20 protein-coding genes are annotated in these 22162 nt (G+C 59.6%); 8 read left to right on the forward strand and 12 right to left on the reverse strand.

What is annotated here, in order from left to right:
• Positions 1 to 115 precede the first annotated feature (115 nt).
• The 9 genes from QQJ86_RS15645 to miaA form a co-directional block, all read right to left on the reverse strand.
• Positions 116 to 814 carry an SDR family NAD(P)-dependent oxidoreductase gene (locus QQJ86_RS15645; protein WP_284321898.1) on the reverse strand — a complete coding sequence of 233 codons (699 nt, stop codon included), beginning with the start codon at positions 812 to 814 and terminating at the stop codon, positions 116 to 118.
• Positions 815 to 1002: 188 nt separating this feature from the next.
• Entirely contained in the window at positions 1003 to 1614 is a 612-nt protein-coding gene (locus tag QQJ86_RS15650; RefSeq protein ID WP_284321899.1) for a hypothetical protein, read from the reverse strand.
• A 121-nt stretch (positions 1615 to 1735) separates the two neighbouring features.
• Positions 1736 to 3028 (reverse strand): adenylosuccinate synthase, encoded by a 1293-nt coding sequence (locus tag QQJ86_RS15655; RefSeq protein ID WP_284321900.1) that lies wholly within the window; start codon positions 3026 to 3028, stop codon positions 1736 to 1738.
• A gap of 91 nt (positions 3029 to 3119) precedes the next feature.
• Complete coding sequence (locus QQJ86_RS15660) at positions 3120 to 3305, reverse strand: DUF2065 domain-containing protein (protein ID WP_284321901.1); 186 nt, start codon at positions 3303 to 3305, stop codon at positions 3120 to 3122.
• A 7-nt stretch (positions 3306 to 3312) separates the two neighbouring features.
• Positions 3313 to 4191 (reverse strand): protease modulator HflC, encoded by an 879-nt coding sequence (gene hflC / locus QQJ86_RS15665; RefSeq protein WP_284321902.1) that lies wholly within the window; start codon positions 4189 to 4191, stop codon positions 3313 to 3315.
• Positions 4188 to 5285 carry an FtsH protease activity modulator HflK gene (gene hflK, locus QQJ86_RS15670; protein WP_284321903.1) on the reverse strand — a complete coding sequence of 366 codons (1098 nt, stop codon included), beginning with the start codon at positions 5283 to 5285 and terminating at the stop codon, positions 4188 to 4190. The genes hflC and hflK overlap by 4 nt, the downstream gene beginning before the upstream one ends.
• A gap of 314 nt (positions 5286 to 5599) precedes the next feature.
• Complete coding sequence (hflX, locus tag QQJ86_RS15675) at positions 5600 to 6910, reverse strand: ribosome rescue GTPase HflX (protein WP_284321998.1); 1311 nt, start codon at positions 6908 to 6910, stop codon at positions 5600 to 5602.
• A 6-nt stretch (positions 6911 to 6916) separates the two neighbouring features.
• Positions 6917 to 7198 carry an RNA chaperone Hfq gene (gene hfq / locus QQJ86_RS15680; RefSeq protein ID WP_284321904.1) on the reverse strand — a complete coding sequence of 94 codons (282 nt, stop codon included), beginning with the start codon at positions 7196 to 7198 and terminating at the stop codon, positions 6917 to 6919.
• Positions 7199 to 7364: 166 nt separating this feature from the next.
• The gene (gene miaA, locus QQJ86_RS15685) at positions 7365 to 8312 is read right to left on the reverse strand and encodes a tRNA (adenosine(37)-N6)-dimethylallyltransferase MiaA (protein ID WP_284321905.1); all 948 of its coding nucleotides are present in this window, start codon (positions 8310 to 8312) and stop codon (positions 7365 to 7367) included.
• Positions 8313 to 8428: 116 nt separating this feature from the next.
• Here miaA and QQJ86_RS15690 point away from each other — a divergent pair, with 116 nt between their 5' ends.
• The 7 genes from QQJ86_RS15690 (at position 8429) to kbl (ending at position 18824) form a co-directional block, all read left to right on the forward strand.
• Complete coding sequence (locus tag QQJ86_RS15690) at positions 8429 to 9187, forward strand: hypothetical protein (RefSeq protein WP_284321906.1); 759 nt, start codon at positions 8429 to 8431, stop codon at positions 9185 to 9187.
• A 107-nt stretch (positions 9188 to 9294) separates the two neighbouring features.
• A complete protein-coding gene (gene tdh, locus QQJ86_RS15695) occupies positions 9295 to 10329 on the forward strand; it encodes an L-threonine 3-dehydrogenase (protein ID WP_284321907.1) in 1035 nt (344 codons plus the stop codon).
• A 223-nt stretch (positions 10330 to 10552) separates the two neighbouring features.
• Entirely contained in the window at positions 10553 to 14212 is a 3660-nt protein-coding gene (locus QQJ86_RS15700) for a DUF748 domain-containing protein (protein WP_284321908.1), read from the forward strand.
• Between the two features lie 298 nt (positions 14213 to 14510).
• Positions 14511 to 15338 carry an SAM-dependent methyltransferase gene (locus QQJ86_RS15705; protein WP_284321909.1) on the forward strand — a complete coding sequence of 276 codons (828 nt, stop codon included), beginning with the start codon at positions 14511 to 14513 and terminating at the stop codon, positions 15336 to 15338.
• A gap of 59 nt (positions 15339 to 15397) precedes the next feature.
• Positions 15398 to 15694, forward strand: coding sequence for a hypothetical protein (locus QQJ86_RS15710; protein WP_284321910.1), 297 nt, complete (start codon positions 15398 to 15400; stop codon positions 15692 to 15694).
• 203 nt (positions 15695 to 15897) lie between these two features.
• The gene (locus tag QQJ86_RS15715) at positions 15898 to 17499 is read left to right on the forward strand and encodes a tetratricopeptide repeat-containing diguanylate cyclase (RefSeq protein ID WP_284321911.1); all 1602 of its coding nucleotides are present in this window, start codon (positions 15898 to 15900) and stop codon (positions 17497 to 17499) included.
• Positions 17500 to 17627: 128 nt separating this feature from the next.
• Positions 17628 to 18824, forward strand: coding sequence for a glycine C-acetyltransferase (kbl, locus tag QQJ86_RS15720; protein ID WP_284321912.1), 1197 nt, complete (start codon positions 17628 to 17630; stop codon positions 18822 to 18824).
• 134 nt (positions 18825 to 18958) lie between these two features.
• On the opposite strand, the gene QQJ86_RS15725 is transcribed toward kbl, so the two are convergent.
• Positions 18959 to 19684, reverse strand: a complete 726-nt coding sequence (locus tag QQJ86_RS15725) for a hypothetical protein (RefSeq protein WP_284321913.1) — start codon at positions 19682 to 19684, stop codon at positions 18959 to 18961.
• A 126-nt stretch (positions 19685 to 19810) separates the two neighbouring features.
• On the opposite strand from QQJ86_RS15725, the gene QQJ86_RS15730 reads away from it, so the two are divergent.
• Complete coding sequence (locus QQJ86_RS15730; RefSeq protein ID WP_284321914.1) at positions 19811 to 20689, forward strand: LysR family transcriptional regulator; 879 nt, start codon at positions 19811 to 19813, stop codon at positions 20687 to 20689.
• Here the strand turns inward: QQJ86_RS15730 and QQJ86_RS15735 are convergent.
• Together QQJ86_RS15735 and QQJ86_RS15740 are read right to left on the reverse strand one after the other, a co-directional pair.
• Positions 20604 to 21467 carry a pseudouridine synthase gene (locus tag QQJ86_RS15735; RefSeq protein ID WP_284321915.1) on the reverse strand — a complete coding sequence of 288 codons (864 nt, stop codon included), beginning with the start codon at positions 21465 to 21467 and terminating at the stop codon, positions 20604 to 20606. The genes QQJ86_RS15730 and QQJ86_RS15735 overlap by 86 nt on opposite strands.
• Positions 21468 to 21580: 113 nt before the next feature.
• Positions 21581 to 22162, reverse strand: a 582-nt coding sequence (locus QQJ86_RS15740) for an OmpA family protein (RefSeq protein ID WP_284321916.1), incomplete at its 5' end; no start/stop codon positions are given.

The raw sequence follows: 22162 nt of genomic DNA on the forward strand, positions 1-22162 counted from the left end.
ATGGACTCGCCCTCGCTCGTTACAGAACGGTGGATAGTTTTACTCTCCACCGCTGGCCCATGAGGCCTTATTTAGCGCGGGGGCGAGTCCATGTAATTACGCGAGCATCCGCGATTCACCACGCCACAGTCTGCCCCCGGTAATTGAGAAAGTGCACGCCGCCTTTCCCGGCATTCGCCTCCAACACATCCACCACGCGCGGGATGCTGTCCTCAACGCCCAGCGGCGCCTCCGGGCCACCCATATCGGTGCGTACCCAGCCAGGATCCATGAGCAGGTAGGTGCGTGGATCATCGAACTGGCGTGCCGCGTAACTACGCATCAACGTATTCAATGACGCCTTGCTGGCACGGTAAACCTCCCAGCCACCGTCCGTATTGTTGGCAACGCTGCCCAACCCGGACGACATGGCCACGATCATGCCATTGGGCTGTACCAGATCGTGAAAGGCGTCGATGAAGCGCATCGGGCTCAAGGCGTTGTTGATCATTACCTTTGTAAAGACTTCCGTATTGACCTGGCCGATCGGCACTTCGGGATTGGATTCGATACCAGCGCTGACGAACAGCAGATCCAGATGCCGCGTGTGCAGCCGTACATGCAAAGCCTCAACCTGCGCAGCGTCATTGATGTCCACATGCTCGATGGTCAGGCGCCCTTGAGCATTTGCTTGCGCTTGCTGCACGTCAGCTGACGGTTTGCTTCTGACCGTTGCAATAACCTGCCAGCCGCGCGCCAGGTATTCCTTCGCCAAGGCGAACCCCAATCCACGCGAGGCTCCTACGATCAGCGCCGTACGTGTTTTCGAAGCCATACGCATTCCTCTTCAATCGAAACAGAGGAAGGATACGTATCTTGTGTGCTCGGTCAGTCAACGCTCGCGGCACCTGGCCCCTCGGCGCAATGACCTTCAATCCTGCGCTATCACGCATCAGACGCAAAGGCGGCATCAATAAACGCAGAATCAGCAAGGATCGTCATCCCTGCCTACTTACTAACTAGTTATCTCTTATCACATGAAAACCAAAGCTTTGGCACATACCCTGACTCGTACTTGACTCGCAAGAACTCATAGCCAATCAAGTTACGCACCGGTAGATTTCGCTTGGCAAGTACGAGCCAACTCGCCTTGAGACCAAGCTCATCAGTATGTCTTGAAGCAAGCGCCTCCATAGCCTCCCAAAATGCCTCGGATCCTCGAGTGCGCATATATCGAGCCATATGCCAGAACTCGCGCTGAGCACGCTTATGCAGATATCGAGCAGCTACGGCTTCCAGGCGCCGCTCGTCTTTCGAAGTCAGAACAAGCTTCTTGAGCTTGTCCCAGATCGTTTGCTTCATGTATCCCGACCGAAAAAACCAGGGATCTACTTCCAAAAACGTAATGACTGTATTGATCTCGGAAGAATCACCATTGAGAAACGCCGCCCATCGCTCAGGACCATCGGGGAAGAAAAGCATAGGAAAACATCTATGAAACTCTTCGCATGCGCTGGACCATACTTCGCGGTCCTTCTTCGATCTCCCCCGATGCTTGAGAGTCTCATAGACTCGTTTCCATAGCCGACTGATGGCATCAGCATTGGTGCGGATCTCCGCCGCAAGGTCATTCATGATCTCAAGTGCCTCAACTGATTCGTGCTTCGGGGTTCATCGTAAAACATCTGCAACTTTCCACTATCCAAAAGAAAGGGCTCCCTAAAGGAGCCCTTCGATCGTTGCATGTGGGTCAAACTCAGGCAAACGGATCATCAAGCACGATGGTGTCTTCACGATCCGCACCGGTCGCCACGATCGCCAGGCGACAGCCGGAGAGTTCTTCCACTGCGCGCAGATAGGCACGTGCAGCAGGGGGCAGCTTGTTCCAGTCGCGGATGCCGGCGGTGGATTCGCTCCAACCGGGGAATTCCAGGTACACGGGTTTGCATTCGGCCCAGCCGTCGGCGTCGAGCGGGGCGAGTTCGCGGCGCTTGCCGCGGTATTCGTAGGCGATGCAAACCTTGATGGTGTCCAGGCCGTCGAGCACATCGAGCTTGGTGATGGCCAGGCCGTTGATGCCGTTGATCTGCACCGCGCGCTTGAGCGCGACGAGATCGATCCAGCCGCAGCGACGCGGACGGCCGGTGCTGGCACCAAATTCGTTGCCGACCTTGCGCAGGCGCTCGCCCATTTCATCGTTGAGCTCGGTCGGGAACGGACCGCCGCCGACGCGCGTGGCGTAGGCCTTGCAGATGCCGAGCACATAGTCGATGTCACCTGCGCCCACACCGGTACCGGCGAGTGCGCCGCCCACGGTGGTGTTGCTGCTGGTGACGTACGGATAGGTGCCGTGGTCGATGTCGAGCAATGCGCCTTGCGCACCTTCGTACAGAATGTTGCCGCCTTCCTTGCGCACGTCGTGCAGGATGGTGGCGACGTCGTCGACCATCGGGCGAATGAATTCACCATAGGCGATCGCGTCGTCGAGCACCTTCTGGTAATCCACCGGCTCAGCTTTCAGCCACTGGGTGAGGATGAAGTTGTGGTACTCGACCGCGCACTTGATGAGGTCGGGCAGCTCGTGCGGATACATCAGGTCAGCCACGCGCACGCTGCGGCGAGCGACCTTGTCTTCGTATGCCGGACCAATGCCGCGGCCGGTGGTACCAATGGCCTTGCCGCCAGCGGCCACTTCGCGCGCCTTATCGACGGCGATGTGGTACGGCATGATCAGCGGCGTGGCCGGGCTGATCTTCAGGCGCGGGCGCACGCTCACGCCTTGTGCTTCCAGTTCTTCGATTTCCTGCTTGAGCGCGGCCGGTGACAGCACCACGCCGTTGCCGATCAGGCACAGCGCATCATCGCGCAGGATGCCGGAGGGGATCAGGTGCAGCACGGTCTTCTTGCCTTTGATGACCAAGGTATGGCCGGCGTTATGGCCGCCTTGGAAACGCGCCACCGCGCCTACGCGCTCGGTCAACAGGTCGACGATTTTGCCTTTGCCTTCGTCGCCCCACTGTGCGCCAAGAATTACGACTGACTTGCCCATGATATGTCTCGCTCTAAAAGGACGTTCCGATCGGCGGAACGGGGAAACGTGAAAAACTTAACTCGCGGCGATGACCGCGTGGTGAATCTTTTCAGTGCACCAGTTGCAGCGCGACCAGGCCGATGCCAATGGCGACGGCGCCGAACACGCGCAAGGTGCGCGGCTCCATCTTCGAAGCCTCGCGCATTACCGATTGCCAGCCGTTCGGCGCCGCGAACAGCACCAAGCCCTCAATGACCAGCACAAGGCTCAACGCGGCGTAGAAATCGTGTGGCATGGCGTGCTCAGTGCCGGGCCGGCGCGGCAGCCGGATTGCCGAAATAACGCAGGAATTCGGAATCGGGCTTGAGGATGATGGTGCTCCTGCCGTCGCCGAAAGATTTCTTGTACGCCTGCAGACTGCGATAGAAGGCGAAGAAATCCGCATCCTGTGCATACGCCTGCGCGTAGATCTGCGCGGCTTGTGCGTCGCCCTCGCCTCTCACCTTGTCGGCATCGCTCTCGGCGGTGGCGCGGATCATCTGCGCCTGAGCTTCGGCGTCGGCCTTGATGGATTCGGCTTGCTGCTTGCCATCCGCGCGAACGGCGGCGGCCTGCTGCTGGCGTTCCGTCTGCATGCGCTTGTAGACCGCGGCCTTGATGTCATCCGGGAATTCGACGCCTGTGATGCGCACGTCCACTACCGTGACGCCGAGCGTTTTCTGCGTTTCAGCATTGGACTGCTGCAACGTGCTGGCAGTGATGTCGCCCTGGCCGCTGGCGGCAATCAGCTGTTCCAGCGTGTGCTCGCTCACCACGCTGCGCAGTGCATTGCTGACGATGGGACTGAGACGTTGGCCGGCTTGCAATTCATCACCGCCGGTTGCGCGGTAGTAGTTGGCGGCATCAGCAATGCGCCACTTCACGTAGTAGTTGACGTTGATGCTTTGCTTGCCGGCAGTGACATAACGCTGCGGTGCGCCGTCGAACGAAAGCACGCGCTCGTCCAGCGTCAGCACCTGCTGCAGCAGCGGTACCTTGGCGTGCAGGCCAGGCTCGCGATCGGTGCGCAGGATCTTGCCGAACTGCAGCACCAGCACGCGCTGGCCTTCGCCCACGGTGTAAAAGCTGTTGAAGCCGAGCAGGAGGAGCAGAACGATGATGATCGCAGCAGTGGTCTTCATGGCTGCTTCCCCTTGTCCGCGTCCTCGCCCAGCGCATTGCCAGGCTGCGCCACGGCACCGACGCCCGGCAGATTGGTGGCCGGTACGTCCCCGCGGTCATTGATGCTGATGACGCTGCGACCGTCGGAGCCGTCGATCACCTTGTTGTTGATACGCAAGATGTCTTCCATGGTTTCCAGCCACAGGCGTCGGCGTGTGACCTCCGGCGCGGCGCGGTACTCCTTAAGGATGAGGTTGAAGCGTTCTGTGTCGCCCTGCGCGCGTGCAATACGTTCGGCCTTATAAGCGTCCGCCGCTGCGGTCAGGCGCTTGGCATCGCCCTTGGCGTTGGGGATGTCCTGGCTGGTGGCGGCTTTGGCTTGGTCGATCAGGCCCTGATGGTCCTGATGGGCGGCGATCACGTCGTCGAAGGCATCCTTTACCTCCTGCGGCGGCGTCACGGCTTGGAAGCTCACATCGGTGACCTGCAGGCCGCTGTCGTAAGCGTCCAGCGTGTGCTGCAACTGGTCGCGCACCTGCTGCTGCAAAGCACTCAGATGCGGGGCAGGTGTATTGCTGTCGCCCTGGCCGGTGAGGATGTCGTCCATCGCCTGGGCACCGATGACTGCACGTACAGCGGCTTGCGCCGCTTCGTTGAGCGTGCCATCAGGATCACGCGTACTGAACAGGTACTTCTTCGGGTCCGTGACTTGGTACTGCACATTGAAATCGACCGAAACAATGTCTTGGTCGGTGGTGAGCAAGCGGATCTGGTCGGACATGGCTCGCACGCGCGAGGTCGCCACCGGCTGTACGGTTTCGATCGGCGCCGGAAGCTTGAGATGAAAACCCGGCCCGACCGTACGCACGTAGGCACCGAAACGCTGCACCACGCCCACCTGCCCCGTGCCGACCACGGCGTAGCTGGTAAGCAACAACCAAGCGAGCAGCATGGCTACGACAATGGTGAGGATGCCGCCTGGGCCACCGAGCCGGCCGATGCGGTGCAACAGGTCTTTGAGCCCGGCCTGGATCCCGGGCTTGCCGCCGCCGGAACCGCGCTTGTTCTTATTCCATGGATCGCGTTGCCCGTTGCCGGGTTCGTTCCAGGCCATGGTCAGTCTCCTTGGGGCCGCTGGGAGGCCGGCAACAACGGCCGGAAAACGCTGGGTACGGGATGGGACATGGTGACGGATAGTGGGCGTGCAAGCACCTGATCGAGGTGGCGCACAAACGGTCGCATTCTAGCAGAGACGGTCAGCTTAAAGCCCCTCTCCCTCCGGGAGAGGGGTTGGGGTGAGGGTTCGGACTTGCGCGATGCAGAGTGTTTCGCGAGATTTGGCGTTTTGCTCCGATCGCACCCTCATCCGCCTCACGGCACCTTCTCCCGGAGGGAGAAGGATTCACTGAGAAAGGCTTCTGCAAGATGCTACATGGCGGAATCAGGGTTGCCCAACAAGCCCCGCAACAACTCCACATCCTTGCCCTGCCCGCCCGTTAATGGTGCCAGCACGCTTCTCGGCGCATCGATGCGTAGCCGCCAACCCTCTTCATCCACGGCTTCTTCGGCAATCGCACCCGCCGCACGCAAGCGGGCATGCAAGCGGCCGGCCGACAGCGGCAGGCGTAGTTCGGACTGCACTCGCTCACCACCCAGGCACTCGCCCAGGGCTTGGCGCAGCAGATCCAGGCCTTCGCCGGTTACGGCGGACAGCCATACCTGCTGCGGCACACCTTCCGCATTGCGCACGATGCGCGGCGAGCCATCGACCAGATCGATCTTGTTCATCACATGCAGTTGCGGCAGGTCGCCGGCGCCAACTTCTTCCAACACCTGATCGACCACCTGATGCAGGCGTTCGCGCTCCTCGTCGGCGGCATCGCTGACGTGCAGCAAGAGATCTGCATCGCGCGCCTCGGCAAGCGTGCCGCGGAAGGCAGCAACCAGGTCGTGAGGCAGCTCGCGAATGAAGCCCACCGTATCGGCCAGCACGGCGGGACCGCAGCTGAGGTCGTCCAGCTTGCGCACGGTGGGATCGAGCGTGGCGAATAATTGATCAGCCGCGTAAACCTCGCCCTGCGTGAGCGCATTGAACAACGTGGACTTGCCGGCATTGGTGTAGCCCACCAACGCCACGCGCGGTACCGTGTTGCGCAAACGCGCGCGGCGCTGTTGGCTGCGCTGGGTCTGCACCTTTTCCAGACGCTTGGTGAGCATCTTGACGCGCTCGCCGAGCAGGCGGCGGTCGGTTTCCAGCTGCGTTTCGCCCGGGCCGCGCAGACCGATGGCGCCGCCGCGTTGGCGTTCCAAGTGGGTCCAGCCGCGCACCAGACGCGTGGCCAGATGCTTCAGCTGAGCCAGCTCCACTTCCAGCTTGCCTTCGTGGGAGCGGGCGCGTTGGGCGAAGATGTCGAGGATGAGCCCCGCTCGATCGACCACTCGCACGTTGAGCAGCTTTTCCAGGTTGCGTTCCTGCACCGGCGAAAGCAGATGGTCGACCAGCACGACGTCCGCCTCCAGCGCGCGCACGGCTTCGCCCACCTCTTCAGCTTTGCCGGTGCCGATGTAATAGCGTGGGTTGGGAGCTTCCACGCGCGCGGGAATGCTCGCCAGCACTTCCGCGCCAGCGGACTTCACCAACTCGACAAACTCTGCCGCACGCTCGGCTGCGTCGTCTTCCCCCCGCGAGTGCGGGAGGACCAGCACAGCCCGTTCGCCTTTCTTTTGTCTATCGAACAGAGTGAATCAACCTTCGCTTTCGACCGACGCGTGCTCGAGATGGTTTTCGTGGCCTTCATGGCCTTCGTGACCATTGCCAACGCGCACGTTACGGCTGGGCACTACGGTGGAGATGGCATGTTTGTACACCATCTGGCTCACCTGGTTGCGCAAAAGCACCACGAACTGATCGAAGGATTCGATCGTGCCCTGTAGCTTGATGCCATTGACCAGATAGATGGCGACCGGTACGCGCTCACGGCGCAAAGCGTTTAGAAATGGATCTTGCAAGGATTGCCCTTTTGACATTTTTGTTCTCCCCCTCATCCACGGATGGGCTGGAAAAAAAGTGACGCCAAATGGCGCCCCGGCCCGAGTTTTAGAATGTTAACCGCTTTTAAATCGGGGATGAAAGAGTTTTGTAAGTCGTGACAAAGACATAACGAAATGAAGTCATCTTTTTTACGATTGGTGCTCAATTTGCTCCCAGGAACAGCCGCACGGCGTCGGTGGACCGCTCCAGCAGGCCGGTTTGCTCCGGGTCTAATATGCGCGCATCGAGCTCGCTTCGCAGCCAGGTGATCTGCCGCTTGGCGAGCTGACGGGTCGCGAAAATGCCCCTGTCCCGCAATTCCACCGCGTCATAGCAGCCGTCCAGATGCTCCCAGGCCTGACGGTAGCCCACGGCACGGATGGCCGGCAGATCGGCCCTGAGATCGCCACGCTGGCGCAGTGCATGTACTTCGTCGAGCAGGCCATGGCGCAGCATGTCCTCGAAACGCCGTGCGATGCGTGCATGCAACGGTGCACGATCTTCGGGCAAAAGTGCCAGTTTCAGCACCCGCCAAGGGAACGGCTGTCCGCGCCCGCCCTGCTGCTGCTCGCTAAGCGGTTGCCCCGTGAGCAAGATCACTTCCATGGCGCGTTGGATGCGTTGCGCATCACCGGGTTTGATGCGTGCGGCGGCGGGCGGATCCAGTTCGGCCAGTCGACGGTGCATGCCGTCCCAGCCGATCACTGCGGCATCTTTCGCCAATCGCGCGCGCAGATCCGCATCCGCTTCGGGCAAGTTGGACAAGCCACGTTGCAATGCGCGGAAGTACAAACCCGTGCCGCCCACCAACAATGGAACGCGGCCGGCTTCGCCAAGGCGCTGCATGGCTGCCTGTGCATCCGTGCTGAAGTCGGCGGCGGAATAAGGTTCGGCTGGATCGCGGATGTCGATCAACGCATGCGGATAGCGCAGCAGCGTAGCGGCATCCGGTTTGGCAGCGCCGATGTCGAGGCCACGATAGACCAGCGCCGAATCCACGCTGATCAGTCCAAGCGGAAAACGTTCGCTCAAGGTGCACGCGAGCGCAGTCTTGCCCGACGCGGTCGGGCCCATCAGGAATATGGCGAGCGGGCGACGATCGACAGGCATCAAAACATTTTAGCGGCTTGCCTGCGTGCTTGGTCGCCATTTCTTTGCATCGCGTGTGCACTTCATCGGCTTCGACGCGTTGAAGACCGAAAGCATCCACTGCCGGAACCCGCCCCATGTCGTTTTTCGTCATCCGCCCATCGCACTTGCTGGTTGTCACCGGATTGCTCTTCACCGTTTCTGCCTCAGCGCAAACCACAGCTTCGGGTGCAGATTTCAGTGGCATCTGGCAGCTCAACGACAAGGAAAGCGATAACGCAGGCGTGATCACCCAACGCCTGCATGCCGAAAAGAAACATGAGCAAGCCCCTTCTTCCCAGTCGGCGTCCACAGGTTCGAGCGACACATCCGCACCTACGCCGAACAGCGGCTTCGGTGGACGCGGTGGTGGCCGTGGCATGGGAGGGATGGGTGGCGGGGGACATGGCATGGGTGGCGGGGGACATGGCATGGGTGGCGGGGGACATGGCATGGGTGGCGGCAGACACGGCAATCAGAATGCGCAGGATTCCTCCAGCGGCAGTAGCAGCGCTCCGCCCAAGGATCCAACGCCGCCGCTACTCGCCGACGATTCCTTCTTGAACATCCAGCAGACCCGCTCAGGGTTGCGCGTGGATTTCAACAATGCCGACCGGCTCGATACACGCTTCGACGGCGTCGAACACCCATCGCTCAACAGCAACGCCAGGGTGCAAACCCGGCTCACGCCTGACGGCATGACCGTTTCCATGGCGTTCGACGACGGCACGCAGCTCGACCAATCGTGGGTACGCTCGCCGGACGGCCATCATTTGACCGTCACAGAAACCTGGAAGCCGAACAGCTTGAAAGAACCGATCATCTTCAAGCGCAGCTACGACAGGCTGGATCTTTAAGGCTCACAACAAGCGACGTGGATGCCGCAGCGCAGTAAGGCCCGCCCTGCACGTGCCGATATAATTGCCGCTTGCCTTCCCTTCCCCGCCTGCTGTGGATGTCCCCCATGCCGCAAATGATGAAAGCCCTGGTCAAGCGCCTGCCCGAAAAAGGCATCTGGATGGAAGAAGTACCGGTGCCCGAAGTCGGCCCGAACGAGGTGCTGATCAAACTGGAGAAGACCGCGATCTGCGGCACCGACCTGCACATCTATAAGTGGGACGAGTGGTCTCAGCGCACCATTCGGCCCGGCCTCACCATCGGCCATGAATTCGTCGGCCGCGTCGTGGACATCGGCCCGGGCGTTACCGGCTACAAGCTTGGCGACCGTGTTTCCGCCGAAGGCCATATCGTGTGCGGCCACTGCCGCAATTGCCGCGCCGGTCGCCAGCACCTGTGCCCGAACACCGTCGGCATCGGCGTAAACCGCAACGGCGCCTTTGCCGAATACATGACCATGCCGGCCTCCAATCTGTGGCCGATTCCGGATCAGATTCCTTCCGAGCTGGCTGCGTTCTTCGATCCCTATGGCAACGCCGCGCACTGCGCGCTGGAGTTCGACATGGTGGGTGAAGACGTGCTGATCACCGGCGCCGGCCCGATCGGCATCATCGCCGCAGGCATCGCCAAGCACGTGGGCGCACGCAACGTGGTCGTCACCGACATCAACGATTACCGCCTGAAGCTCGCCGCCGACATGGGCGCCACGCGCGTGGTGAACGTCGCGAACCAGTCGCTGAAGGACGTGATGAAAGACCTGCACATGGAAGGCTTCGACGTGGGCCTGGAAATGAGCGGCAACCAGCGCGCCTTCAATGACATGCTCGATTGCATGTATCACGGCGGCAAGATCGCGCTGCTTGGCATCCTGCCCAAGGGCGCCGGTATCGACTGGGACAAGGTGATCTTCAAGGGACTCACGCTGCAAGGCATCTATGGCCGCCGCATGTATGAGACCTGGTACAAGATGACTCAGATGGTGCTCACCGGCTTCCCGCTGCAGAAGGTGCTCACCCACCAGATTCACATCGACGACTTCCAGAAGGGCTTCGACCTGATGGATGAAGGCAAATGCGGCAAGGTGGTGTGTTCCTGGCACTGATTCGAACCGAATGGCCATCATCACCGCTCACGCGGCGATGATGGCCATGTGGTTACAGAGCTGAATCGACGAGAAAGACCTGACAAGGCTCCTACGCAATTCCTACACCGCACGCTACACTCCCCCACGGCGTGCCGACATGAGTTTCTAGATTGGGGATAGTGCACGGTTAGCTTGTGCCGGCACGGTCGGTCCGCGATGTCACGTAAGGAGCATCGACGGCATGACGAATCGGAACCTGTCACCCCACGCGCTGATGACGGCCGCGCGCGAACGTGCGATAGGCCTGTACCACTCCCGCCGCCTGCGCATCACCGCACTCGTCATTGCCGTCTTGCTGGCGTTGTTCGGCCTGTTCGGCTTTTTCATTGCTCCCGGGCTAATCAAGAGTCAGCTCGAAAAGCAGCTCGCCACGCAGCTCGATCGACCGGTAACGATCGGCGCGATTCATCTGAACCCCTACACGATGCGGCTGACGGTGGACAAGCTGCACATCGGCGATCGTGATGCCAGCGCGCCCTTCGTCGATCTCGATCAACTGGTCGTCAATGGCTCATGGAGTTCGGTGTTCCATCTGGCGCCCGTGTTGGACGGGCTGTCGCTGCAGCATCCACAGATTCATATCACACGCACGGGACCGCAGACGTTCAACTTCAGCGATATCGTGCAGCGATTTGCGTCCAAACCATCCGATCCGAATGCATCGCCGACACGGTTCGCGGTCTACAACATCAGCGTGCACAACGGCGATATCAGCTTTGACGACAAGGTGCAGAACGCGACGCATCGTGTCGATCAACTCGAACTTGGTGTGCCATTCCTCGCCAACTTTCAGCATGACGTGGACGTCTTCGTGCAGCCGCTACTGGCGATGCGTGTCGATGGCAGCCCGTTGCGCATCCAGGGCCAGACCAAGCCCTTCGCGAGCAGCCGCGAATCGGTGATCAGCTTCAGCATGGATCATCTGGATCTGGCGAAGTACCTCGCCTACTCCCCTACGCCGCTACCCGCTGCAATTCCCAGTGGCTTGCTGTCGGGCACGCTGGACCTGCATTTCGTACAAGCGCAGCCGACACCGCAATTGCTGCTACAAGGTGCCTTGCAGCTCGACAACTTCACCATGACTACGCACGGCCGTGAGCCCATGCTGGAGCTGGGGCATGGCGCCGCCGCATTGCAAGACGTGCAGCCATTGGAGTCGCGCTATCACTTCAACACGATCCAGCTCGATCACGCCGCCTTGCACTACACCAAACACAATGGCGGAAGCACGAACTTCGACGAACTGCTCGGCAAGAACGCCCCACCGCCGAAGCCTGGAACGCCGCCAACGGATGCACAGATCGGCACGTTCGTTGTGCAAAACAGCACGTTCGACTATGCCGATCTCAGCGGTTCCACGCCGGCGCGCGTGCAACTGGAAAACATGCAGGGCGCGATCCGTGGTCTATCCACTGTTTCCGAACAACCAGGGGGCGTCGACCTGACGTCGGGCCTCGCAGGAGGCAGTCTGCATGTCGCTGGCAATCTGTTCGTGCACGCGAGCCGTTTCGAGGGGCAGATCAGCGCAAACCATGTCGCCGTTCAGCCGCTGGCGGCATTTGGGCCAGCGCTCAACGCGGACATTGCAAGCGGTACGCTGGATGGTGACACGCATCAGAAAGTGGATTGGAGCAAGACGCTCGCCTTGACGATGGATGGCAGCAAGCTCGCTGTGAACGGCTTCGCATTGGCGCAGCGCGGACACAAGCCGGTGTCGTGGCAGACGCTTGCAGTCGGCATCAATCATCTCGATCTCGGCAGCAGCACTGCTCAGCTTGGCGACATAACGTTGCACGGTTTGAAGATCGATGCACAACGCTTGAAGAACGGCAGCGTCGATCTCACTACCCTGACGACGCCTTCTCCGCCCGCGAAGGGCAAGCAGCCCGCATCGCCGTCATGGCACTGGAGCATTGCGCATCTGGTTATCGACGGCAGCACGTTGGCGCTGACCGATCCGAGCTTGCCCGCCAAGAACGGACATATCCAAATCGATGCCGACAAATTTGGCTTCGATAATCTTTCTGACGACATGCACAAGCCGATCAAGATGGATCTGAGCGGCGGGATCGGTCACGGCAAGTTCAAGGTGGGCGGCAACGTCAAACCCGAGCCGATGGACGCCGATCTACACGTGGTAGCCACGAAGCTGGGCGTCGCGCCGTTCGCATCGCTCGTGCAAGTACCGTTGAACGTTAACGTCGATAGCGCTCTGCTGAGCGCGAACGGGCGCATTCGCTATCGCGATCGCAAGCCACAACCGCTGATGAGCTACCAGGGCAACATGCAGCTGGCGCGTGTGCGCGTGCTGGACAAAGTGACTAACGACGACTTCTTACGTTGGAATTCGCTCGCGGTCAACAACATGAAAATGCAAATGGGCGAAGGCGCGCCCAAGGTCGACATCGGCGGTCTGTCGATCAACGATTTCTATGCGCGCGTGATCATCAACGCCAACGGCCGCATCAATCTGCAGGACGTGGTTTCCAATCCGGCACAAGCGCCTGTATCTGTCACACGCGCACAAAACGGTCCAGCGCCTACTGCCAGTGCACCGCCTCCACCTGTCAAGGAAACAGCGCGCGCACCCGGAGGCGGAACCACCACAACCGCCGCGCTCGCAAACGCCGCCACCACCGCCGCACCACCGGCCGAGATCCATCTTGGCCAGATCGTGCTCGCCAACGGCAACCTCAATTACACGGACAATTTCATCAAGCCCAATTACACCGCCAACATCACTCAGCTCGCTGGCAAGATCGGCGCGTTCGGTACAGATACGGGTGGCAAACCGGCTGACGTCACGCTGCAAGGCGAGCTGGACAACAATTCGCCGGTGAATATCGCGGGCACCATCAACCCGCTTACGCCCATGGCATTTCTGGATATCACGGCAAAAGCGGACGACGTGGAACTCACACATCTGACGCCCTACTCCGGCAAATATGCGGGCTATCCGATCACCAAAGGTCGGCTCACCATGGATGTGCATTACCAGCTCGATCAGAACAAGTTGAATGCCGACAACCACATCGTGCTCAACCAGCTGACGTTTGGCGATCGCATGGAAGGTCCTGGTGTCAGTCACTTGCCGGTGAAACTTGCGGTGGCGCTGCTCAAAGATTCAAACGGCAACATTGACATCCACGTCCCCGTTTCCGGTTCGCTCAATGATCCGCAATTCAGCCTAGGCGGCGTGATCTGGCAGGCCTTCGTGAATATCCTCAAGCGCGCGGTGACTTCACCATTTCGCTTGCTGGCGTCGATCGGTGGCGGCGGTGGACAACAGGATCTCGACTACGTCGAGTTCATACCCGGATCGGCCGTGCTCGATGCACAAGCGCAAGACCGGCTCGCCCATGTGGTGGACATTCTCGACAAGAAGCCGGACATCAAGCTGGACATCACCGGCCGCATCGATCCTTCCGTCGATGAAGAAGGTCTGCGCAAGGTTACGGTCGACGACATGGTGCAGAAGGAAGAAGCTGACGACATCGGCACCGCCGCTGCCAAAGCCGCACCGGTAAAACCAGGCACCGACGACTACAACAAATATCTGACCAAGGCATACAAGCACGCCAAGTTCGACAAGCCACGCGACCTCATCGGACTGACCAAGTCGCAGCCACCCGAGGAAATGACCAAGAAGCTGGAAGCCAACGTAACGGTCGATCAGGATGCCCTACGTCACTTGGCAGAGCGCCGCGCCGATGCGGTGCGCCAATACCTGCGCGGCAAGATCGCCGACAACCGTGTGTTCGTGCTGGCGCCGAAGCTGGATGCGAAAGGAATCGACGATAAAGGCAAGACCACGCGCGACGATTTCAGTTTGCATATGTAGTTGCGCGCTAGCTCCCTATGCCACGCGCCTTGTCATAGGGTTCTTCACACCAAACCTACGGTCACCATCGCCTGCAGGTCAAAAGTGGCCCCTGCCCGTCACACCACAGATAGCGTCATCCATCGTGAAGGCCGCTTCACGAACCCACTGAAACGATTACGGCAAGGTCGTATTCAATCAAGCCGTGGATTTGGAGCCTCGCCTCGATAAAGGCACATCCTTTGCTTGCCAGCTTTTGTTGCCTCGTATTCCGGCGCACCTGAAGTCCGACCATCACGTCACTAAGGAAGGTCCCGCAATGAATGCAGTTCCTCTTCCGTCATCGAACAACGCTACCCATGGCAGCCTTGCTTGCGTCGGCATGGGCATAACCCTGGGCTCTCATCTCACACCGCTGGCACGCAACTGTATCGAGCAAGCGGACGTAGTATTCGCGGCACTTTCCGACCACATCGTGGAAATGTGGCTGCAACGCATGCACCCGGATGTACGCAGCCTTCAGCCCTATTACGCGGAAGGCAAATCACGGATGAAAACCTATCAGGAATGGGTAGACCTGATCATGACCGAGGTACGCGCGGATAAGCATGTCTGTGTCGTGTTCTACGGTCATCCCGGTATTTTTGCCTGGTCGCCGCACAAGGCCATCGAGGTCGCCCGTGCAGAAGGCTTTCAGGCGTATATGGAGCCGGGCATTTCCGCCGAGGATTGCCTCTATGCCGACTTAGGCATCGATCCCGGCCGTTTCGGCTGTCAGCATTTCGAAGCAAGCCAGTTGCTGTTCTACGAGCATCGCATTAACCCCGCCGGCTACGTGGTGCTATGGCAGGCCTCGGTGGTCGGTGACTGGTCGCTGGCGCGGCTCGAAACCGGACCGGCCTATCGACAGGTGCTGGTGGATAGACTCAGCCAGGATTACCCGCTCAATCACGAGGTGATCATCTACCATGGCGCGACACTGCCGATCGAACAGTCCAAGTTCCGGCGCATCAAATTGCGCGATTTACCCGATACCACGCTGGCTCCTCAGGAGACTGTGGTACTGACTCCGGCCACACCGCTGAGGCCGAACCTTCCCATGCGCGAACGGCTGGCTGAGCTGGATAAAGCCATCGGCTTCGCATGAGGTAACAAACGCTCCATCAACGCTCAAAGCAGTCAACCTTACGAGGAAAGGGGAAGCACATGGCAGATACGATTGAATGGCTGGAAACCATTGGTAAGAACGCCACACTGCGTCGCGCTCCGGCCGAGGAACTGGTGGAAACCTTGGAACTGACGGATGCCACGGCTGCTTTGAAAACGGCGGTAATGTCTGGAGATCGCTCCTCGTTGTTTGCCGAACTAGGTAACAAGCCCATGAGAGTGATGGATATGAACGGCCCCTCACATGAGGAAGAGCCGGATCATGACCACGACGAACACGCTCCCGCTCATCCACCCCACCCCGATAAAGAAGACCAACCACAACGCGATCGATAGTCCGCATGTCGAGGTGGAAGCCCCGCTTCAGGCCATGGCCCATTTTTATGGCCATGGCTTTTTGCACTTTCATGCAGACACTGCGCGCCGTTACACCACAGCCCCCCATCGCGACGCTACTTGTCCAGACTGAAAGCCTGCGTACGTCCAATCACCCTCAATTTCAACGCCTCCTGGAAGTACTGCATCAGCAAATTCCCCGCATGTCCGCGCACGAACGCTGGCAGTTGCGCTACCTGGACGCGTACCAGGCCTCCTTTGAGGGTGATTACGCCAATGCGGAGACCATGCTGCGGGATATCATCGATCATTCCGGCGATTCGATCTTGATGACCAAAGCCTCTGCCGTTCTCATGAACGACATGGGTAGCAGTAAACGCTATACGGAGGCGTTTGAGCTCGCTAATCGGCTGGTGGCCGATCTGCCGAAAATGCAAGACCAGCTGACGCGCTTCCAGGTCTTGTTCTACCTCTCACAGTTGCTCAAATCTGCAGGACAGTACGATCTGGCGGCTAACTATGCGCGCGACATGATGCAGATGCTTCCTGCGGGGGAAACATCATGTAAACCGCAAGCCATGCTTCTACACGTGTTCCACGAGAGTCACCAGCTAACCTCCACGACGCCGGAGCTTCAACAAGGAATCGAGATCTGCCAGAACGCAGGCGAGCCGGTCATTACTGATTCGCTGTGGCTTATAAAGGGCAGCCTTTACTTGGATGAGGAGCGTCCGGACAAGGCCGTAGCGTTGCTTCAGCATATTGCTCCTGGCATTCGCTCGAACCCCAATTACTACAACACGCTGTATCTTCGACTGAAGCTCGCTCAGGGGTATTGGAAACTGGGCGAGGACGACCAAGCACGCGAGGCAGCGCTCGACGTCCTGGCTACCGCTTCTCCGGATGATGTCAACGAAGCGTTGAGAGACGCCTACGAAGTGCTCTATCACGTTGAAAAAAAGCATGGCAACGTGACAGCCGCACTGAGCTATTACGAACGCTACGTCGCCCAGAACATCGGTTATCTCAACGATGTCAGCGCCAGGACGCTGGCTTATGATGTAGCCCAGCAGCACATGCTTGCCCAAAAGCTCGAAACGGAAAAGCTGAGCAAGCAAAACAGCATGCTTCGATTGCAGCAGGCGCTTGCGGCCAAGACGATCGAGACCGGCCGACTCTATATTGTCCTGCTGTTGGTAGTTTTGGCATCCGTCATCTATTGGCTGTTTCGCCTCAAGCGCTCGCAGCTCCATTTCAAGCAACAGGCCCGTCTCGATGGCCTTACCGGCATCTTCAATCACCAGCACTTCATCAGTGAAGCACGGCGTGCTCTGCACCTGCTGGAGCGCAAGCAAGGCTCTGCCTGCCTGGTATTCATCGATCTGGACTATTTCAAGCAAATCAACGATACCCATGGTCACGCCATCGGCGATGCCGTCTTGAAGCACACGGTCGCCATCTCCAAGCAGCTGTTGCGTACAAACGATTTATTCGGCCGCCTTGGCGGCGAGGAGTTCGGCATCCTGCTGTTTGAGTGCTCACCCGGGCAGGGAGCGGCTATCGCCGACCGCATTCGCACGGCTATTGAGTCCACGCCAATCAATATCGAAGGGCGCGTGATAATGTTCTCCGCCAGCATTGGCCTGGCTTCCACCCAGACGTCCGGTCATGACCTACAGCGCCTGTGCCGAGACGCAGATGCGGCGCTGTACAGGGCCAAGCACATCGGCCGCAATCGTGTGATCGCCCATACCGAACTCGGCGAGCACACCAAGGTTCTCGACGCTGGAAATATGGGGCAATGACTCAGCTCGCATAGCTGACGAGTGAGGCGAGCCCCATTCACGCAGCCCTGGTGACTGCTGCACCGCGGGTTTCCCCAAAGGCCCGAAAAGTCGAAAATGGCCCCTTCCCCCACTTCGGCATCGGTCCCATGAGCTATTCCGGCCAAGCGCGTTACGCCCAAGAACTCTCATCCATCCGCGACCAGGGCCTGTTTAAGGCCGAGCGCATCATTACATCGCCCCAGTCAGCCGAGATCGAGCTGGAAGGTGGCCGCAAGGTGCTGAACTTCTGCGCCAACAACTACCTGGGCCTGGCTGATCACCCCGAAGTGATCAAGGCCGCCAAGGAAGCGCTGGATACACACGGTTTCGGCATGGCCTCGGTGCGCTTCATCTGCGGCACCCAGGATCTGCACAAGCAGTTGGAGAAGAAGATCGCCGATTTCTTCGGTACAGAGGACACGATTCTCTACGCCGCCTGCTTCGATGCGAACGGTGGTTTGTACGAGCCGTTGCTCGGCGAAGAAGACGCCGTCATTTCCGATGCGCTCAATCATGCCTCCATCATCGACGGCATCCGCCTGTGCAAGGCCAAGCGCTTCCGCTACGCCAACTCTGACATGGCCGATCTGGAAAAGCAGTTGCAGGCCGCCGATGCAGCTGGTGCGCGTACCAAGCTGATCACCAGCGACGGTGCGTTCTCGATGGACGGGTTCATCGCGCCGCTGGACAAGATCACTGCGCTGGCCGCCAAGTACAACGCGCTGGTGCATATCGACGAATGCCATTGCACTGGCTTCCTCGGGCCCCATGGCCGCGGCTCTGCGGAAGTGCATGGCGTGATGGACAAGATCGACATCTTCACAGGCACGCTGGGCAAGGCGCTCGGCGGCGCGTTGGGTGGCTTCACCACCGGCCACCACGAGATTATCGAGATGCTGCGTCAGCGCTCGCGTCCTTACCTGTTCTCCAACTCGCTGCCGCCGCACGTGGTTGCTGCAGCGATCAAGGTATTCGACATGCTCGGCTCGGCCGGCGAGCTGCGCGAACGCGTGCAGGAAAACACGCGCTACTTCCGCGAGCAGATGACCAAGGCCGGTTTCGACATCAAGCCTGGCGTGCATCCGATCGTACCGGTGATGGTGTACGACGCCAAGAAGGCACAGGCGATGGCTGCATCGCTGCTTGATGAAGGCATCTACGTCACCGGTTTCTTCTACCCGGTAGTGCCACAAGGTCAGGCGCGTATCCGCACGCAGATGAGTGCGGCGCATACGCGTGAACATCTGGATCGGGCGATTGCGGCGTTTACCAAGGTGGGGCGTTCGCTCGGTGTGATTAGTTGATGGTGGGATCGCTTTCTAGCGTTTAGCCATCATGGCCGTCATTCCCGCGAAAGCGGGAATCCATCTTTGCTCTTGCATCAGAGCAACATGGATTCCCGCTTTCGCGGGAATGACGGCATCGAGGGATGCTGGGCTTATGGCAAGTTGCTCAGGTCCGGATGGTATTCCCAACTCTCGGTATCGCTCGAACGCACCGCATCCGTGAAGTCACGCAAGGCATTCTGATCATTCGCCAACAGCTCCGCGATGTCCTGACGAAATCCCTCATAACTCGCCCAATTCGCGCGCGCCACCATCAACATGTATTGCGGCTTGTCTCCGCCGGTTACCAGGCGATACCACGTGTGGGGTGGAGCGCCGGGCGTTGAGGCAAGCACACGCCGTGCTGCCCGCAGCGCATGTTCAAAACGCATCTCCATGCCAGGGCGCACGTCGAAATAGGTCACTTGCACCGTATCGCTCGGCTTATGGTTTTCCAGTGGCGTGCCAAAACTGACATCGGGCAAAAGCTCATAAGCGAGCTGCGCTTGCGGCGTCACATAAGGCGTAACGCTCGCCCTGAAATCTGCCCCATCCTGTTCTACGTCGACGCGATGATCAAATGCCGCAAAGGGTTCGCCGACACTCGCGTCGATAAAGTAGCCATCGCGCTTGCCGTCCGAGACGGTCCAACCGTACCAGGCCAATGGGTCGTGATGGCTGCGATGCCAGCCGAGATGATGGCGATAACCTTCCTCGAACTTGGCTTGTGCACCGGGGTTTACCTGGTAGACGAAGAAATGCGCAGCAGGCCCCTGCTGGGCCTGCAATGGCATGGCCAGCATTAGCATCAGCGCGGCGGCAAGTGAGCGGTACACCATGGCATTCCTCGTGGATGGGATCATCGAAGCGACCCATACTAGGCTTGCCCCTGCTCGCAGAACCATGCGAATCTTTTTGGCCGAACCCGTAAATTTTTTTGTAGCCTAGCCTTTGCGAGCGCAGCCATGAACGTGGAAATGCGTTACCTCCATACCTTTCGCGTGGTTTGCGAAGCCGGCAGCCTGCGCGCTGCGGCGGGTATCCTGCATCGCACAGAACAGGCGGTGAGTTATCAGCTACGCAAGCTGGAAGAAGCGCTGGGTATGCCGGTATTTCATCGCGGCGGAGGTCGTCTGACACCTAACGCTGCGGGTGAACGCCTACTGACGTTTTGCCGCGACATGGGGCGTGACTGGGAAAAACTGCACGAAGAGCTTCGCGATACGGTTGTTTCCGAATCGCCATTACGCATCTCTGCTGTCAGCGGATTCGGGCGCTATCAGTTGCTGCCACTATTTCGTAACGGACCGCTGGCCGATATTCCCATACGCATGCGCTACCCCACCGCGGATGACGTGGTTCGCCATGTGGAATCAGGCGCCGCGGATATCGGTTTCGTGCATCGCATGGATGCGCACGAGCGGCTCAGCCATATCCCGGTGGGTGCGGAAGAAATCGTGCTGATAGGATCAACACGCGCGCAACCAATGCCTTCGCTGGATTTCGAATCGTTGCGTCGCGCTGATTATGTGACGTACGACGAAAGCGACTATGTGTTCGCCACCTGGTTCACACAAATGGTGGGTATGAACATAACCAGCCTCAACGCCGTTGCGCACTTCGAAGAGCTGGAAGAAGTGCTGGACTGGGTGGCAGCGGGACGCGGCGTGTCCATCGTGCCTGCTTCCTGCATCGTCGATCATGAAGCACAGGGCGACGTGCTAGCGCTACGCAAACCTGACGTCGCGTGCAGCAACACTATCTACGCCGTGTTGGACCCCGCGCGCCAACACGCTGCGATCGCGCGGACGCTGCAGGCGGTACGGGAGCACGCTCAGCTTTAGTCGTCCTGGAAGCGTCGCTTGTCGTGCCGCCGAGACGCATCACTTCTTCGACAGTAAGGTGACGCCAACAGCCTTTGGCAAGATCACCTAGCGCAAGGCTGCCAATGGCTACGCGGATCAGGCGCAATACACTGATGCTCTGTGCTTCCAACAAACGGCGAATATGTCGGTTGCGTCCTTCGTCGAGCGCGATTTCCAGCCACGCATTCTTTTCGCCCGTGCGCAGCAACGACACCTGCTTGGCGGCGAGCTGTTCGCCCTTGTCCGTGATGCCATGAATCAAGCGATCGAGCGCGGCTTGATCGGGAATGGTGTCGATCTGCACGTGATAGGTCTTATCCACGTGATGACGCGGATCGGTAAGCCGCGCCGCCCATGCGCTGTCGTTGCTGAGCAGCAATAGACCTTCGCTTGCTTTGTCGAGCCTGCCGACTGGCCCCAGCCATGGCAGATTGGAATCAGCCAGCAGTTCGTACACCGTGTCGCGACCGCGTTCATCGGCGGCGCTCACCACAATGCCACGCGGTTTATTGACGGCAATGTAGATCCGCTTGGCAGCGGTAACGGCTTCGCCATCAAGACAGATCCTTTGACGCTCAGGATCGGTCGCACGTTCCGGATCGTGCACGATGCACCCATCCACACTCACCCTGCCCTCGCGCACCGCTTTTTCTGCCTGGCTGCGGGAACACACACCAAGTTTGCTAAGCACGCGAGCCAGGCCGTAGCGCGGGGCTGCGGACGTTGCCGTGTAGGGACGTGTGCGGGAAGTGGTCATGATGTTAGACATTAACCCCAAACGCGGCGAGAGCTGAAAACATCACGCCGGGCAATAAAAAAGAAAAGCCCGGCATGTGCCGGGCTTCTCTGTGACTGCATAACGCGGTTCGATTACTGCTGAACCTGCAGTTCCGTACGACGGTTGCGTGCGCGACCTTCGGCCGTCTTGTTGCTGTCGATCGGGCTGTCCTGACCATGACCGATCGGGCCTTCCAGACGGCTCGCGTCGATGCCGTGCGCGGTCAGGTAGTCGTACACGATCTTCGCGCGACGCTCCGACAGATCCTGGTTGTACGCCGGCTTGCCCACGCTGTCCGTGTAACCCGCCACTGCCACCTTCACCTGCGGGTAGCGCTTCAGCGTGTCCACTGCCTGATCCAGGATCGCCAGCGAATCGCTGCTCGGCACGGCCAGGGCCGGCTCGATGTTGGTCTCGCCCTTCTTCGGACGGTCGAACTTGAAGTTCACGCCCTTAAGGTCGATCACCACCTTCTGCGGGCAGCCATCCGGACCCACGATCGTGCCTTCCGGCAGGTCCGGGCACTTGTTGTCGCACAGGTTCACGCCATTGCGGAACTGCTTGGAGCAGTCCGGCTGCGGCGGCGGGGGCGGCGCAGCCGCGGCGGCCGGGGCCGGCACTGCACCGATCTTCGCCACGATGCTGAAGCCCAGGAACCAATCGCCGTAACCGTT

The organism is Dyella acidisoli (genome assembly GCF_030160295.1).
GTDB lineage: Bacteria > Pseudomonadota > Gammaproteobacteria > Xanthomonadales > Rhodanobacteraceae > Dyella_B > Dyella_B acidisoli.